General features: G+C 64.8%; 23 protein-coding genes. 21 read left to right on the top strand and 2 right to left on the bottom strand.

The features are described from left to right. Positions 1-79 precede the first annotated feature (79 nt). Both ACWEFV_RS31870 and ACWEFV_RS31865 read left to right on the top strand, forming a co-directional pair. Positions 80-349 (top strand): type II toxin-antitoxin system Phd/YefM family antitoxin, encoded by a 270-nt coding sequence (locus tag ACWEFV_RS31870; RefSeq protein ID WP_214399184.1) that lies wholly within the window; start codon positions 80-82, stop codon positions 347-349. Next, complete coding sequence (locus ACWEFV_RS31865) at positions 346-621, top strand: type II toxin-antitoxin system RelE family toxin (RefSeq protein WP_214399185.1); 276 nt, start codon at positions 346-348, stop codon at positions 619-621. The genes ACWEFV_RS31870 and ACWEFV_RS31865 overlap by 4 nt, the downstream gene beginning before the upstream one ends. Before the next feature lie 64 nt (positions 622-685). Here ACWEFV_RS31865 and ACWEFV_RS31860 read toward each other — a convergent pair whose 3' ends face one another. Next, positions 686-1,198, bottom strand: coding sequence for a hypothetical protein (locus ACWEFV_RS31860; protein WP_450073085.1), 513 nt, complete (start codon positions 1,196-1,198; stop codon positions 686-688). Between the two features lie 106 nt (positions 1,199-1,304). Further along, entirely contained in the window at positions 1,305-1,625 is a 321-nt protein-coding gene (locus tag ACWEFV_RS31855) for a hypothetical protein (protein ID WP_308160652.1), read from the bottom strand. Between the two features lie 137 nt (positions 1,626-1,762). On the opposite strand from ACWEFV_RS31855, the gene ACWEFV_RS31850 reads away from it, so the two are divergent. The 19 genes from ACWEFV_RS31850 (at position 1,763) to ACWEFV_RS31760 (ending at position 15,068) form a co-directional block, all read left to right on the top strand. Continuing rightward, complete coding sequence (locus tag ACWEFV_RS31850; protein ID WP_214398609.1) at positions 1,763-2,458, top strand: helix-turn-helix transcriptional regulator; 696 nt, start codon at positions 1,763-1,765, stop codon at positions 2,456-2,458. A 114-nt stretch (positions 2,459-2,572) separates the two neighbouring features. Further along, positions 2,573-2,818 (top strand): hypothetical protein, encoded by a 246-nt coding sequence (locus tag ACWEFV_RS31845; RefSeq protein WP_214398610.1) that lies wholly within the window; start codon positions 2,573-2,575, stop codon positions 2,816-2,818. Positions 2,819-2,909: 91 nt separating this feature from the next. Next, complete coding sequence (locus ACWEFV_RS31840) at positions 2,910-3,458, top strand: thermonuclease family protein (protein WP_214398611.1); 549 nt, start codon at positions 2,910-2,912, stop codon at positions 3,456-3,458. Between the two features lie 350 nt (positions 3,459-3,808). Continuing rightward, the gene (locus ACWEFV_RS31835; RefSeq protein WP_214398612.1) at positions 3,809-5,482 is read left to right on the top strand and encodes a ParB/RepB/Spo0J family partition protein; all 1,674 of its coding nucleotides are present in this window, start codon (positions 3,809-3,811) and stop codon (positions 5,480-5,482) included. 342 nt (positions 5,483-5,824) lie between these two features. Continuing rightward, on the top strand, positions 5,825-6,865 hold the full coding sequence (locus tag ACWEFV_RS31830) for a DUF932 domain-containing protein (protein WP_450073084.1): 1,041 nt from the start codon (positions 5,825-5,827) through the stop codon (positions 6,863-6,865). Between the two features lie 539 nt (positions 6,866-7,404). Beyond that, a complete protein-coding gene (locus ACWEFV_RS31825) occupies positions 7,405-7,644 on the top strand; it encodes a redoxin NrdH (RefSeq protein ID WP_214398614.1) in 240 nt (79 codons plus the stop codon). 45 nt (positions 7,645-7,689) lie between these two features. Beyond that, positions 7,690-7,971, top strand: coding sequence for a hypothetical protein (locus tag ACWEFV_RS31820; RefSeq protein WP_064917907.1), 282 nt, complete (start codon positions 7,690-7,692; stop codon positions 7,969-7,971). Continuing rightward, on the top strand, positions 7,968-8,609 hold the full coding sequence (locus tag ACWEFV_RS31815; RefSeq protein WP_235717578.1) for a hypothetical protein: 642 nt from the start codon (positions 7,968-7,970) through the stop codon (positions 8,607-8,609). The genes ACWEFV_RS31820 and ACWEFV_RS31815 overlap by 4 nt, the downstream gene beginning before the upstream one ends. A 166-nt stretch (positions 8,610-8,775) precedes the next feature. Further along, positions 8,776-9,447, top strand: a complete 672-nt coding sequence (locus ACWEFV_RS31810) for a trypsin-like peptidase domain-containing protein (protein ID WP_214398615.1) — start codon at positions 8,776-8,778, stop codon at positions 9,445-9,447. A gap of 40 nt (positions 9,448-9,487) precedes the next feature. After that, positions 9,488-9,808: a hypothetical protein gene (locus ACWEFV_RS31805; protein WP_214398616.1), complete on the top strand. Its 321-nt coding sequence runs from the start codon at positions 9,488-9,490 to the stop codon at positions 9,806-9,808. A gap of 17 nt (positions 9,809-9,825) precedes the next feature. Beyond that, positions 9,826-10,383 (top strand): hypothetical protein, encoded by a 558-nt coding sequence (locus tag ACWEFV_RS31800; protein ID WP_235717579.1) that lies wholly within the window; start codon positions 9,826-9,828, stop codon positions 10,381-10,383. Positions 10,384-10,728: 345 nt separating this feature from the next. After that, positions 10,729-11,292 carry a hypothetical protein gene (locus ACWEFV_RS31795; protein WP_214398617.1) on the top strand — a complete coding sequence of 188 codons (564 nt, stop codon included), beginning with the start codon at positions 10,729-10,731 and terminating at the stop codon, positions 11,290-11,292. Between the two features lie 90 nt (positions 11,293-11,382). Further along, positions 11,383-11,661: a hypothetical protein gene (locus ACWEFV_RS31790; protein ID WP_214398618.1), complete on the top strand. Its 279-nt coding sequence runs from the start codon at positions 11,383-11,385 to the stop codon at positions 11,659-11,661. A 418-nt stretch (positions 11,662-12,079) separates the two neighbouring features. Then, the gene (locus tag ACWEFV_RS31785) at positions 12,080-12,370 is read left to right on the top strand and encodes a hypothetical protein (protein ID WP_214398619.1); all 291 of its coding nucleotides are present in this window, start codon (positions 12,080-12,082) and stop codon (positions 12,368-12,370) included. A gap of 87 nt (positions 12,371-12,457) precedes the next feature. Further along, on the top strand, positions 12,458-12,808 hold the full coding sequence (locus tag ACWEFV_RS31780; RefSeq protein WP_214398620.1) for a hypothetical protein: 351 nt from the start codon (positions 12,458-12,460) through the stop codon (positions 12,806-12,808). A gap of 399 nt (positions 12,809-13,207) precedes the next feature. After that, positions 13,208-13,474 carry a hypothetical protein gene (locus ACWEFV_RS31775; protein ID WP_214398621.1) on the top strand — a complete coding sequence of 89 codons (267 nt, stop codon included), beginning with the start codon at positions 13,208-13,210 and terminating at the stop codon, positions 13,472-13,474. A 97-nt stretch (positions 13,475-13,571) separates the two neighbouring features. Further along, positions 13,572-13,925, top strand: a complete 354-nt coding sequence (locus ACWEFV_RS31770; RefSeq protein WP_214398622.1) for a hypothetical protein — start codon at positions 13,572-13,574, stop codon at positions 13,923-13,925. A 400-nt stretch (positions 13,926-14,325) separates the two neighbouring features. Further along, positions 14,326-14,766, top strand: coding sequence for a hypothetical protein (locus ACWEFV_RS31765; RefSeq protein WP_085142300.1), 441 nt, complete (start codon positions 14,326-14,328; stop codon positions 14,764-14,766). 80 nt (positions 14,767-14,846) lie between these two features. Next, positions 14,847-15,068: a hypothetical protein gene (locus ACWEFV_RS31760; RefSeq protein WP_214398623.1), complete on the top strand. Its 222-nt coding sequence runs from the start codon at positions 14,847-14,849 to the stop codon at positions 15,066-15,068. The last annotated feature ends 138 nt before the right edge of the window (positions 15,069-15,206 follow it).

Raw genomic sequence — 15,206 nt, 5'->3', positions numbered from 1 at the left:
GTTATCGGCTAAATATCGGGCTAATTACGTGCCTGCTAGCGGGCTAGTCGGAGGCCAATAATCGGGCTATTATCGTCATATGAAGACGGTACCGCTCAGTGAGGCCAAGGACAAGCTTTCAGCGTTGGTCGACGAGGCCGACAGCACGCACGAAATCATCCGGATCACCCGGCACGGGCGTGCCGCCGCGGTCTTGATGTCTGCCGACGACCTCGACTCACTCAACGAAACCCTGCATGCTCTACGGACGCCAGGGCTCGTCGACGAACTCAGCCAGGCAGACGCCGACTACGCCGCCGGCAACACCATCACCGGTGAGGATCTGCGTAAACGCTACGGTCTGTCGTGAGCAACGAGCCATGGACTGTCCGGCTGGCACCCAGTGCAGTCCGGGCACTGGATCGGCTTCCTCATAAAGTCGCGGCGGCGATCGCCGAGTTCATCACCGGAACGCTGCCCACAGACCCATACCGGATGTCGAAGCCGCTCCGTCACGAGCTGGAGGGCTGGCGAGTCGCACGACGTGGTGACTATCGCGTCACCTTCCGTATCCTCGACGACGACCACGCCCTCCTGATCGGTCGTGTTGAGCACCGGGCGCATATCTACCGCCCCAGCTGACGCTTGCGAGTGCATCACTGCAAATCGTCACCGTGACGAATAATGTTGCGTGACAGCGGAACCGCTACCGAGTCGTTCGCACGATCTCCGCTCGGTGCGGCTCGTCCATCGCAGGCCTGATGTCCCGATCATGCTGGAACCCAGTCCAACTGATCGCAACTACAACGACAATCCCGAGGACGGTGAAGTAGTAATTCGAGTTGGCCAGCCATGCGTATCCGATCACCAGAAAGCTGGCGATCAGAGCAACGAAGAAAGCCAACCCCAGTGCGCCCCATCCGGATTCGGTGTGCCCAAGAACCCACGTCAGCGCGTAATAGAACCCGCACGCTAGGACTATCCCTATGGCGATCAACCCAACGATTTCCAAGAGGCTCTTGCCCTTGTTAACAAGATCGCTGAAAGCTGCAACCACAATGGTGAAGGTGTAGATCACCAGGCCGGCGAGGAATACCGTAGCCGGAAAGACCAGGAACCACACAAATCCGGGCCAGGTGATCGCCGGGGCATATTCGATGTCAGCAAGGATTGTGACCGAGGCTCGATGAGTGAGCTCGATTCCGTAAGTTTCAATCATGGATCGAACGGTAGAAACCAGTGCCGCCCGATCGGTCTCATGACACGTTTGAGATGCCACCAATTCGTCGCGACGCCAACACATGGCGTGATGCCATGCCGCTCGATCAGCCCAGCGGCGCGATGGCGTCGGGTTCGAGCCACAGTTGCATCGTCGCTTGGGACTGTCCGTTGCCGCTTCGCACTTGAAGCAAGCACACCGCAGTCCAGTCGCCATCGTTGGCCCGGCGGATCCACGCGATTTGGCGACCCGGCATCCACGGTCCCGTAATCAAGTAACCGCCGGCCTTCACCCACATCGGAAGCTCATCCCGGCGCGGAGCCATACCCAGGCCGGGGAAGGCCTTCGTCGTGTCGATGCGCACCGGCCGGTCCACCAGGTGCAGGGTCCGGTACCCGCAAATCTCGCCCGGCCAGTCATCGAACACATTTTCGAACATATGTTTCGAAGTATTCCAGCTTTCGCGCAACCCGTCGACACCCGGGATCGGGAGCGGCAGAGCGAAGGGGCACAGCGCTAACACAAATGCGCGCACATTTGTGTTAGCAGCAGTAAGCTGCCCTCATGGAGACCTACATGAGCAGTGCCCAGGTCGCCGAGTACCTGGGAATCACCCGTGATGCGCTGCATGCCCGTATCCGAGCCCGGGACTTCATAGCCCCCGACGCGCTGATCGGAGAGAGGTTTCAGGGTTGGCGCGCCACAAGCGTCGAGAAGTACCGTCAGCAACAGGAGGGAATCGGCTTCCACTGTGACACACAGGGACTCATAGCGGTCATTGAGGAGATTCGCACCATCGCCGAGCGGATTCGTACATACGGAAGGCAACTCGATGCGGCTGCCGATGAAGCCTTCCTCGCCGTTCCGACCAACTTATACGTCGTCTCGGCGCGATTGGAGTCATCGCTTCGAGATTGGCTCGTGGTCGAAGCGGACAATGTCGCGATCCTCCAGGGCATCAATCTGGACGGGCGCAGCGCCCGAGCCGCAGACAACCATGCTGCGACGCGGATACAACTCAGCATTGAGCCGGTCGAGTCCTACTCGGCCGTTAACACAACCCAGCAGGAGCGAGCTACCGAGCTTCTTGCGGCGTCGAACGAGCTCTCAGCCGTCATCGCTCGGCTACCGACGTTGTCCGACTGGGCGACGGCACGGCTAGCTGCAAGAGTGCTGACGGTGGAGAAGTCGGTGATAGATGACAAACTCCGGGATTTGGAAGATGCGGCAGCAGCAACGCTGGGTTCAGAACGTGTATGAGTACCAGCGAACGACATCGACCAAGCATCGGTGGATACTATTGCGTGTCGAACAACCCGTAGGTACACAGAAGATCGTCACGCACAACGTAAAAGGGGTTATCGAATTATGAACATGCCGAAAAGCAAGCGGGAGCTGGACGCCATCGAGCACCATATCAGCGAAGCTCAGAAAGCAGCAGGCATAGCTTCGAGCTACCTTTCTGACGCTATGGGTCCGCAACCAGAAGGCGTCACACCAGAGCAGTGGCGGGAAAATACCTACTTGTGCGCTGCACTCGCAACAACTGCTACACGGGTCGCTGACTCTCATACTCGACTGCTGGAATTAAAGCTCGCTATTGGTGATTCGGCGCTTTAGCCGGCCGGACTATTGCGTATCGCGTCGACACCCCGCGATCGTTGCGGTTTGGATGTGGAATAACCCCAGGTTCAGGGCAAACAATGAGCCTATGTTCCTGATTCGCCGCACTGCCGTCCTCGTGTTCGCTCTGGGATGCTGTCTTCTGGTGCCCTCGTGCGCGCCCATTGTCGGCAACGCCGACCCCACCGGTGGTAGTAACGCCGCGGTGGTCCGCGTGGTCGACGGCGATACCGTCGACATCCGTCACGATGACCGTGGACGACTCCGGATCCGGATCCTCGGTGTCAACGCTCCCGAGACCCACAAGCGAGGCTGGACGGTCGGCTGCTACGGCCCAGAAGCAGCCGCGTGGGCAAGCGCGTTTCTCCCAGTGGGACAGCGTGTTTCGATGACAACCGACCCGACCCAGGGACTCGCCGACCGACACGGTCGCACGCTTGCCTATCTCGGCCTGCCCGATGGGCGCGATTTTTCCGTCGAGTCGGTCCGGGCCGGCATGTCCCAGGTCGCCACCTACGGCAACCGCCCGGTCCAGCGGTTCGCGGAGCTCACCGCGGCGGAGAACGAGGCCAAGACCCTGGACGCCGGCCTCTGGGGGCCGCCCTGCTTTGGCGCGACCGAATCGGTTCCCGAGTAGGCAGGGCGCCAGCCACCGGTGATCAGGCGGGCATAGTGCAGGTTCCGTCTGGTCGCGTCGAGCGGGTGATGTGACTTTTCTTGTGCCTTTTGCACTTTCCGATTGTGGCGGGTGGCTCGCCTACGCGCCAAGACACCGGCCTCCGCTGCTGCGCGACGCTCCGGGCCCTGCGGGCTCGCAAACTCTTTCCCTACGCTCGCCGCGCTCGCTGCGCTCCCGATGGCTTCGCGGGGAAAGACTTTGCGCCCGGGTCTTGCACTCCGGCTCCCCCACACCCGCCCAAATCTCCAGTGCCAAAAGGCAAAAGAACGGGCGGCCTCCGGGTCGCTCCCCACCTGAAAGGTACTGAGATGACCGACACCACCCAGCAGGACGTTGTTGAGACCGCACAGTTCGGAACGCTCGAACACCTCGATCCCGCAACGCTGGAAATCGGTGAGAACGTGCGTGACGAAGCGATCCTTGACAAGTCGTTCCTGGCCAGCATCGCCGAGAACGGCGTCCTGACGCCGATCACCGCCGTCCGCAGCGCCGACAACCCCGACGTGATCCGCGTCCGCAACGGCCAGATGCGTACCCTTGCGGCCCGCGAACTCGGCCTCGCCACCGTGCCGGTGTACGTGCTGCCCTCCAGCGCAGCCGACGCCAGCGAAGAAACCATCGAGCGCATCGTGCACCAGATCGTCACCAACGATCACGTCAAGGCCATCACCGAGGCCCAGCGCGCACGCGGCATCCAGCAGATGCTCAGCGCCGGAGTCTCACAGACCAAGGTGGCCAAGAAGCTATCGGTGAAGCGCGACACGGTCAAAGCCGCTGCCGCAGCGGCCAAGTCGAACGCTGCCATGAACGCACTCGACACCGGCCAGCTGAGCCTGGAAGAAGCCGCCGCACTCAGCGAGTTCGACGGCGACGACGACGCAATCGAAAAGCTGATCGCCGTCGCCGGGACCACCCGGTTCGCCTTCCGCGTCGAAGAGCTGCGCCAGGCCCGCGAGCGCGACCGCGCCTATGCCGCCGCCGTGCAGGACTTCACCGAACGCGGTTACCGCGTGATCGAGCACGACGAGGCACCCGTCTGGGACGACACCACCTGCTTGGCAATCGAATACCTGCGCACCGCAGACGGGGAACGCGCCACCGAGGACGCCGTCACCGATCCCGCGCACTGGGCGGTCATGCTCTACGAAGAGGACGGCTACGCCGATGCCGAAACCGGCGAGATCGTGGACGAGGACGCGATCGACTGGGCCACCCGGGACGACGACGAGGCCACCCCAGAAGAGGGCCTACGGCACTTCAACAGCGTGGTCCAGACAACGATCTACTCGCCCGACTGGTACTGCCTGGACTACCAAGCCGCTGGCCTGCAGCTCGGCCACCAGGTCTCGGGACGTGCGGCTCAGGACAACACTGTCCGGGACGAGGCTGACGTGACCGACGCCGACGCGCAGCAGGCCCGCGAGGAAGCGGCTGCCGCAGAGGCCCAGCGGGCGGCCGAATTGCGGCGTGAGCGCCGCAAGGTCATCGCCCTCAACCGGATGGCCGAGGCCGCCGCTCGCGTGCGCCAGGAGTTCGTGACCAAGCTGCTCGTCCGCAAGACCCCGCCCAAGGGTGCGGCGATCTTCGTCGCAGATTGCCTGGTCCGCGACCCCGGCCTCATCAAGGAGTTCCACGGGGCGACACAAACGGCCAAGCTTCTCGGCGCGGATTCGACCGGCGCGGTGAAGAAGCTGGTCAGCGACCTTGCACCGACCGCTGATGGCCGCGCACAGGTCGTCACCCTCGGGCTGGTACTGGGTGCGCTGGAAGCCCGCACACCCAAGGACTCCTGGCGCTACCGCGGCTACGACGTGGTCAAGCCCGTCGACTACCTGCGCTTCCTGGTCGCCAATTCCTACGAGCTGACCCCGGTCGAACAGGTCATCGTCGGTGAGCGGACCGCAGACGAGGTATACGACGAGAGCCTGCAGGCCGACGAAGCCGAGGACCAGGACGGCGAACCCAGCGAGGACGCCGACTAGTTGACCGGGCGGGCTGTGGAGGACACCAACCTCTGCAGCCCGCCCGGCTCCGCGAAGCGGAAGCGCCTGCGGCGCTGCGGGATACGTCTACGCCTTCCGGCGTAGGCCCACGATGTGGTTTGCCTTCCGGCCTCCGATCGTAACCGGCGGTCCGGCCGCACAAGGGCACCGCTTCGGCCTACGGCTCGGCACCGGTTTCGCGGCTCGCTGCGCTCGCCGGTGAAACCGGCCCCGCCGGGCCCTTGCTGCTTACCCGGCCCTGACGCCGGTTCTCGATCTCCTTGCCGGACAGGCAAACAGAACGGGCGGCCCCGAGTCGCCCCCTCACGAAAGGTTCTCACCATGGCTCACCAACTCGATTCCACCCGTGGCCGCGTCAGCTTCGCCGACTCGCAGACCGACGCCTGGCACCAACTCGGCCAGCAGGTCGGCCACCTCATGACCTCGCAGGAAGTTTTGGAGGCCGCCCACCTTGCCCGATGGAACGTGCGCAAGGTGCCGTTGCAGGTCGCCCAGGATCCCATCGTGACCGCAGACGGTACTGTGATCACCCCGGACCCGCTCGTTGTGCCCGATCACTACGCCACCGTGCGCGATAACCCCATCGTCCCCGGGCAGATCGACGTGCTTGGTGTCGTCGGCAGCAAGTATCAGCCCCTACAGAACGAGGCCTCGTGCGACTTCTTGACCGCTCTCATTGACGAGAGCGGCGCGGTGTTCGAAACCGCTGGTGCCCTCAATGGCGGCCGCCAAACGTTCGTCACCCTGAAGTTGCCCGAAACCATGGTGTTCGACGGCAAGGACGGCTCGAAAGACCGCACCGACCTGTATATCGCCGCACTGAATTCACATGACGGCACCGCAGCGTTCCGCGGCATCGTGACCCCGGTCCGCGTGGTATGCGCCAACACCCAGACCGCAGCGATTCGAGAAGCCAAGGCCAGTTTCGCGATCCGCCACACCGGCAGCGCCCGCATCGCCATCCAACAAGCCCGCGAGGCCCTGCGGCTGGCGTGGCGCTACCTGGACGTGTTCCAGGCCGAGGCCGCCCACCTCTACGCGACCCCGATGGACACCGACGAGGTCCGCGCCTTCGCCAACCGCCTGGTCGACGTCGACGGCGCAACCAGCCTGGCAGCCAAGAACGCTCGCCGCGAACAAGCCAACGGCATCGTCAAACTGTGGGTGTCCTCCCCCACTGTCGCGCCGGTCGCCGGAACCCGCTGGGGCGCCTACAACGCGGTCACCGAGTACGTCGACCACCACGCCAAGGTTCGCGGCCGCGGCAACCCCGAAGCCGTCCGTGCGCTACGCGCGGTGACCACCGGGAGCAGCGCCCAGACGCTCAAGTCCACCGCGTTCACGATGCTGCAAACCCTCTGACCCGAACAGAGCCGGGCCCGCCGAGCAGCCAGGCGGCGGGCCCGCAACTCCTCGACCGAACGCCGTGCGGAAACGCCTTCGGCGCTACCGACCCATCACGCCACTTATTCATCACCAATTCGCGCGAACCAACAGTAATTCTCGGGGCGGCATCACAAACAACAGCTCCCCGTTTCTGCAGTTGGAATTATGCGCTTGTTTCGGCGACTCCATGCAAGGCCATCGGCTCCGCATCCGCTGCGGCCTCCGGCGCGAAAACTTTTCCGAGACGCTCGCTACGCTCACTGAAAACTTTCCGCCCGAAACCTTGCATTACACGCCGCAACCAGCGGTAACCATCCTGCCAGAAACGGAAAAAGAATGGCAGCGGACACCCGATGAAGCGGTGTTAGCCGTATCGGTGCGTACGTCAGAATGGAGGTTGATAAACGATAGGAAAATGCAATAAAGATCTTTTGGATAGGTGTGGCATAACCCAATAAATGCCAGTAGAATCAGTGAATATAAACCCCGCCAACTCAATTCAATGGAGGCCAGAAATGTCTCAAATTACTGTCTACACCAAGCCCGCATGCGTCCAATGCAATGCGACCTATAAGGCCCTCGACAAGCAGGGCATCGAGTACGAAAAAGTTGACATCACCCTCGACAGCGAAGCCCGCGACTACGTCATGGCCCTGGGTTACCTCCAGGCCCCAGTGGTCGTCGCCGGCGACCAGCACTGGTCGGGATTCCGGCCCGACCGCATCAAGACCCTGGCTCAGATGGCAGTGGCCTGACGGCCCGCCGCCGCATGGCCAATCCCGCGAAAGGACCGTAACGACATGACAATTCACCACCTACCCACCGCCACCGACTACGACGAGCACAACGAACTGGTCGGCCGCACCCGCGACAAGCTCCTCACCGAGATCGCCGCCGGCATCTCCTCGTTTCAGCGCGCCTGCGAACAACTTTCCCAGCTGCGTGGCCCAATCGAAGACCCCGACTTCGTCGAAGGCCGTGACGGCCGCGACGTCGCCCAGTTCCTCGACGACGGCATCCGGATCGGCCGCGCCGCCTACGCCGTGGTGCACACCATCATCGACAAAGAGATCCCGCGATGAGTCCGAGCGCCGTGCAAACCCTTGAACCGGGGACCGCGGTGGCTGGCGATGACTCCTGGCTGAGACTCAGCGACGACGACCTCGAGGAGCGCCCCGCCGACGACTGGCGCGCCGAGGCCTTCGTCGAGCAGACCGAACCCCAACACCAGCTGATCGGCGCACTGCTGTGGCTGCCCGCAACCCGTGTCCGAGCCATCCTCGAGTTGGTTCCCGACACTGCGATCTGGAGGCCTCGCGCCCGCTGGGCATACCAACTCATCCGCACACTCGTCGACGCCGGCCACGATCCCGACCCGGTCGCCGTGCTCGACTTGGCGCGAACCCAGCCCAGCACATTCGCACTGTGCCCCGATCGGCCGCCGAGCGCGCATCAACTCAAGGGCCTGGCCATCTACCTGTTCGACGCCTACCAGGACGCCATCGCGCCACGGGAGAACGCCGGTCAATACGCTCGCGACGTTCTGGACACCGCCTATCGAAACGCCTTCCGCGACCATGCGATCCGGATGCAAGAGCTTGCCGAATGCGACGTCGAACGCGAGCTGCTCACCCAGCTGTTCATCGACACCCGCGACGACCTGGCCGACCTGCGGCGCCGCGCTGAAGCCGCCGCCAAACCCGGATGGGACACCCCATGACCACACCGCTCACCGACGCTGCCATCGTGCGCCGCACCGCGGCCGCCGTGGCAGTCCCTCATAGCCACCGAGGCGCGGCCACCACAGCCGGTACGTGGATCGAAACCCTCGGCGTCCGCGCCCAACGGCACGCTGAACGGCACCTTCGCCGACGTCGGAGGACCGCGTGAAACCGTCCCGCCTCCTCGCCGCGATCGCCACCGCGGCCGCGGCCCTGGCCACCGTTCCCGCAGCTCCCGCCGCAGCCGCGCTGCAGCTGGTCGAGCCCGGCGACCGCCTCGAAACCGCCAGCAACGCATGCACACTCGGCTGGGTCTACATCGGCGCCGACAAGCACACCTACGCCATTACCGCCGGGCACTGCGCCAACCGGCAAGGCGAAACCGTTCGCAATCAATACAGCGGCGCCACAGGCACATTCATCCGCACCCTGGTCGACCCGCCAGGTATCGGCGGAGCCGACTACGGACTCATCGACTTCGGGCTACGCACCCTGCCCGTGCCGTTCGTCGACGACCAACCCGTCGCCGCCAACAGCCACCCCGAGCCTCGGCCCGGGCAGAAAGTGTGCCGCGCCGGCATCACCACCGGCACCGTATGCGGAGAAGTCACCCGCAGCTTCGGCGAGCACCAGTACCTCACAGTCGGCATGACCCCCACCATCGGAGGCGACTCCGGTGGCCCCGTATGGACCACCGACACCGGCGACGGCACAGTCCACATCATCGGCATCTGGCTCGGCGGGCGCACCACCATCGCCGGCGGAAACTTCGGCCGATTCGCCGCGCTCGACGACGCCCTCACCGCGCTCGGAACACCACCGATCAACGCCGCCTAGCCGATCCGCCGCACACCTACACCCCACACGGAGAGACGCTATGACCACATCAGAAGCGACCTACGAACACCACTTCGTCACGCTCGACCAGGACGCCGATGGCAACGACCTTCGATTCGGCATGATCGAGGGCGAAAGCGGCGGAACATTCTGGGGCTATGGGCATGTCAACGCCCGTGAGTTCGTCGCGGAGGTCAACCGTTGGATGCGTCACGTTGGCATCGATGACGAGGAACTGCCAGACGAGGAAACGACGCCGGTAGACCACCTCTGGGCGTGCGTCGAGGACGACAACTTTCGGCTGATCGACCACGCTGAAGACGCCTCCGATCCGTTTCCCTTGACCCGCCTGTGGCTCTGACAACGACGGACGTATGAATGGGCGCCAGCGCAATGCTCAGTGACGACCAACGCTGGCTGCTGTGGACTGTGGGACTCGGCACCAGCCGCGCACTGCTCTCCGATGAGGGGCTGGACAGCTACATGGCCAGCATGAACAGCTACTACGGCACAGCGCGCGCGGGCGCACCGCAGTGGATGGACAGTTACGAGACCCGGGCCGGAAGAATCACGAGCCCGGCGCGTGGCGATGAGATTCGGGTGACCGTCACGGCTAGGCAGATCCGCGCATTTCGGAAAACAATCCCCGCCGAGCTGCTCACTGAACTGGCGGCCATCGACAAGGCCGAGATGGACGAGCACTGGCGTACCGAACTGTGGTGCCGCTGCCACTTTGCAAAAGGTGGCGAAGTTAAACCCCACAAGGACTTTCGGCAGCGCGAGCAATACCACCCGAGCGACGCCGAAGACGGCGAACACATGGAAATCGTTGTAGGACTCCGACGCCGTGAAAGCGATTGCCTGAAAGCGATTCTCGCGATCGGACAGGAGCCAGTCGGCCAGCTCGCACTGTTCGGATCAGAGGCCCTGGCCTAGCTGCCGTTGGCCGGCGCCTGACCGTAGTGGTGGCGGCGCACTCGGTGCGTCCGCCAGATAGCCCGCCTACGGCGGGCTTTTGGGTTGGGTGCCTGCTCACCTTCTTTTGCCTGTCAGCGTGGCTCAGTCTGACCGGCTGGGGCCCGTCACGGTCAACCCACGCGCGAGCTGGTGTCCGCCGGCCGAGTGACCGTTTCGGCCCTATCAAGCTCGCTGCCGCTCGCGGGCCGAAACCCCGGCTCCCACCACCGCGCGCTCTTCGGGGATTGACCGCGCCACCCTGCCGGTCCCCCTGACACACACGCCAACCGGCGCAACCATTCCCGACCAGAACGGAGAACAACCATGTCGAAAACCGAGATCACCGCGGCCGAGATGGGCCAGCCCACCGCCATCATCGCCAACGCCTTCATTCGCCTGCGCAGCACCCAGCGCGCCGACCTCACCGTCCACCACGCCCGCACCGGCAACGTCCGCGTCACGCTCGCCTGGGGTGGTGTGCTGATGACCTTCCTGAATGCTCAAGCAGCACAGGGTGTCCGCGAAGCGCTGTCGGCCGCCCGCCCGACCATGGTGAACCTGCCCGTCGACCTCGGTGCGCCCCAGTCGACGGACGAAGACCCCTACGACCGGCCCACCATCGCGATCGACTGGACTCAGCGCCCCACCTACGCCGTGATGCCTCGCGAGAGCCAGCCGCGACCCCACCACCGCATCGCACGGTGGACCGACGTCTACCTCGGGTCGCTCACCTTCCAGATCCTCGATCGCGCCGCGTTCGACTCCACCATGGACATCCTCGAACTCGCACACCACACCGCGATCGCCGTCTGCCTCGACGGCGAACAGCACCGGGCCGACCCCACCACCGCCGGGTACCGAGCACTCAAGGCGGACAACCCGCAGTAGTTATCCACAGGGAAGCCGCGAGGGTCGCAGTTGTCCACAACCGGACCTGCGGCCCTCGACGGGCCCGCCCTGACGCGCGACGATAGCCCCATGACGACCTGGACCCTGACCACCAGCGACAGCACCAGCGAACGCGTAACCATCGGAGCTGACGCCGATCCGCTTCGCGCGCGCCGCCAGCTCGTGGCCGCGGCCCGGCGCCAAATCCACCAGGCCGCAGCGGGTACGCCCCGCTACGTCCTGCAACAGGATGACGAGCTCGTCGCCATCATCCAAACCGGCTACACCGAGACCGGGTCACCCGATCACGCCGGCGCCGCCGAAATGCTGAACCATCTTGATCACCCGCGAAATCCGTTCGAGTACTGAGTAATCCAGTCTTCACAGCCCAGCCGCAGCCCGTTTCAATAGCGGGTCGCTGGGCTTTTCTTTTGATCCGGCGGTTGGGCTGGTGCCGGCGCACTAGGTGCGGCCGGCAGATGGCCACCTGCGGCGGCCCATGTCCGTAGCCACTCACCTCTATGCCTGTCAGCAGGTGCGCCCAGCGTAATCGTCGGGGCCCACCGCGGCTCAACCCACGCCCGGGCCGGACTACGCAGGCCGAGTGACCCTTTCGGCCCAACGGTTATGAATCCCCAAGGCGCTGCGCGCCGGCGATTCACCCGGGCCGAAAGCCCTGCTTCGCCGCGGCCCGGCCTCTTCGGAGTTGACCCACGGCACCCACCGATTCCGCCTGCACCTGTGCCAACCGGCGCACCCCGATTACTGGAGCAGAACGGAACACATCATGACCACCAGCATCACGGCCGCGGCGATCAGCGTGCAGCGTCCCACCATCCGGATGCGTCACATGAGCATGGCCTGCGGCGGCGGCTTCGCCGACCGCGCCACCGAGACCACGTTCGGCGACGTAGACGACGCGAACAAGGCCATCATCGCCCTCGCCAAAGACAACGACCACGCCGTTGGCGGAGTGATTCTCGAGCCCGACCCGCTCAGCCCTGTCGCCGGCGCTTTCCACGTCGTCATCCACTGGGGCGCCACCTCCGACCGCTACCACCTCGACACCATCGACTGACACCGCCCGACCCGTGCCCGGCCAGCCATCAGCAGCTGGCCGGGCACCACCGTCTCTCGACCACTCTCCCGAAGGGAACAACGTCCGATGACCATCTACGTGCATCCCCACCCAGACGACTTCTGGGAACCACGCACCAAACACCCTCAGCCAGTCGACTGCATCAAACGCAAAGCCAAGGTCGACACCCGCGACGGCGTCAAATGGATCACCTACCACGACGACCTGGGCCGCGGCCGCCGCAAGAAACCAGTGATCGTCGAAATGCCCCAAGACGCGCCCACCAAGTCATGCCACGAAGGCCGCCACCACCAATGCAACCACCGCCGCGGAGCTCGCCACGAAGGCGGCGTGTTCCTGTCCAACCGGCCGATGTTCCTGTGGCGATGCGGCTGCCTGTGTCACAACCACCCCGAACGAATCGGCCTGCTGTTCTGACCATCGTCGACCCCGAGCCCGGCCAGGCCCTCCCCGCGAGGTGCCTGGTCGGGCTCTTCTTTTGATCCGGCGGTTGGGGTGGTGCCGGCGCACGAGGTGCGACCGGCAGATGGCCACCTGCGGTGGCCCGAAAGTCCGTAGCTGCTCACCTTTTTAGCCGTCAGCAGGGGCGCTCAGCGTAATCGAGCCGGGGCCCGTCGATGTCAACCCACGCCCGGGCTGGTGTCCGCCGGCCGAGTGACCGTTTCGGCCCTGTCGAGCTCGCTGCCGCTCGCGGGCCGAAACCCCGGCTACCACCATCCCGCGCTCTTCGGGGTTGACATCGCCACCCAGCCGATTGACCGCACCCCCAGCGCTGACCGGCGCAACCAGTCACCACACCGAACGGAAGGACCAACCATGACCACCACCCAGATCACCGACCCCTGGGCCACCACCGACCACGACCCCATCAGCATCGCCACCGCCGCCACCCTCGAAGAGGCCCGCTCCGACATCCACGCCGCCAACGCGGCGATCGACGATCCCCACCGGCGCAACCAGTACGCCCTCTCCGCCCGCGACAACGCCGTCACCGTGCTCCTGGCCGGCGACGCCAACCCCGACGAGCTCCGCCACGCCGAGCACTACCTAGCCGATGCCGAAGCGATCATCGCCAACCCCTGAACCCACGGTGCCCCGGGGCCGTGCCGAGCAATCCGCGGCCCCGGGCGCACCACCAAACCCACACCAGCACAGCCAAACAACCATCAAGGAGACCATCGTGTGCTACTACACCACCACCATTTGCAAAGACGGCGATCGCCACCAGGTCGTCACCCACTGGGACGACCACGACCCCAACCGATTCATCTACGCACCGGTCACCGTCACTGGCGAGATGACCGAACAGAAACTCGCAGATGCCGTCGCATCCCAGGGTTTTCGGATCGTCTCCAACGGATCCGACAACATCGGCCGCGGATGGGCCATCGTCAAGCGGCCTGATCACCGCTTCTACGACCCGATCAGCGGCGACTGGTACTCCTTCCTGAGCAACGAACAGAAAGACGCCATCACCGCCAAGTACCCCGGCGCCGACGTGCCCGGTACCCACTACCGCCACCCGACTCTGTAGCCACCCAGCAATCCCGCGAGCCCGGCCAGGCCCTCCCCGCGAGGTGCCTGGTCGGGCTTTTCTTTTGATCCGGCGGTTGTGGTGGCGGCCGGCGCACGAGGTGCGACCGCCGAATAGCCCGCCTGCGGCGGGCTTTCGAGTTGGCAGCCCACTCACCTTCTTGCCGTCAGCAGGGGCGCGCAGCCTAATCGGCCGGGGGCCCGACCTGTCAACCCACGCCCGAGACCACTGCCGGCGGCGGAGGACATTTGCGGCCCTATCAAGCTCGCTGCCGCTCGCGGGCCGCAAATCCGCCGGCAGCGCCCCCGGGCTCTTCGGGGTTGACAGCCCACCCTCAGCCGATTGACCGCACCCCAGCGCTGACCGGCGCAGCCAATCACCACACAGAACGGAGCACAACATGGACCACGAATTCGACCTCGCATTCGCACTTCTCGACGAAGCCGCCGAACGAATCGGCCACCAGCAGTACGGAATCACCCGCATCCTCTTCCACGACTACGGGCCGATCCTGCTCACCACCGTCCACAACTACACCCGCGAAACCGGACACCACCTCGTCCTACTCGCCGCCGACGACTACGGACAGATGGTCGCCATCGAGGCCACCGCCCCCGACCTCGACACCGACCCGGTGACCCGGATCGTCCACGTCCGGGCCGGCGAACACACCTTCCACGCCGTGGACACCTGGAGCTTCCGCACCACCGTCGAAGGCCACACCTACACCCTCACCGCCCAGCCCGGAACCGACACCTGGACCCTCACCGTCGACATCGCCCAGCCCACCAGCCACACCGACATCGACGACGCCCTCACCGAGCTCCTCCACGCCGCATAACACCAGCACACCGACTCAGGGCCCGCGCCGACACAGCCCGCGGCGCGGGCCCACCACCACTCGAAACGGAGAACCTCACCATGAAGCGCCGCGACATCGTCCAGTACCACATCCCCAACGCCAGCGGCCGTTTCGGCCCCAGCAACCCGCCGACCGCCACCATCACCGAAATCGGCCACGACGACGTACTCCTCGACTTCGGCCACAAACCAGACATCTGGGTACCGCGATCGCAAGTCACCGTGCTCATTCCCTACAGCCCCGAACCTGCGTGCGGATGCCGAGACTGCAACCGCCCCTGACCATCCCGACCAGATCAGTCCCGGTCAGTCCCGCCTGCGGTGCGGGGTTGGCCGGGCTCTTTTTGTCTTCCGGTGTGCTCGTGGCGGCGCACTAGGTGCGTCCGCCAGATAGCCCGCCTCCGGCGGGCTTTTGGGTTG

The organism is Mycobacterium sp. NPDC004974, from assembly GCF_053600815.1.
This window is presented reverse-complemented; position numbering and strand designations above follow the sequence as displayed.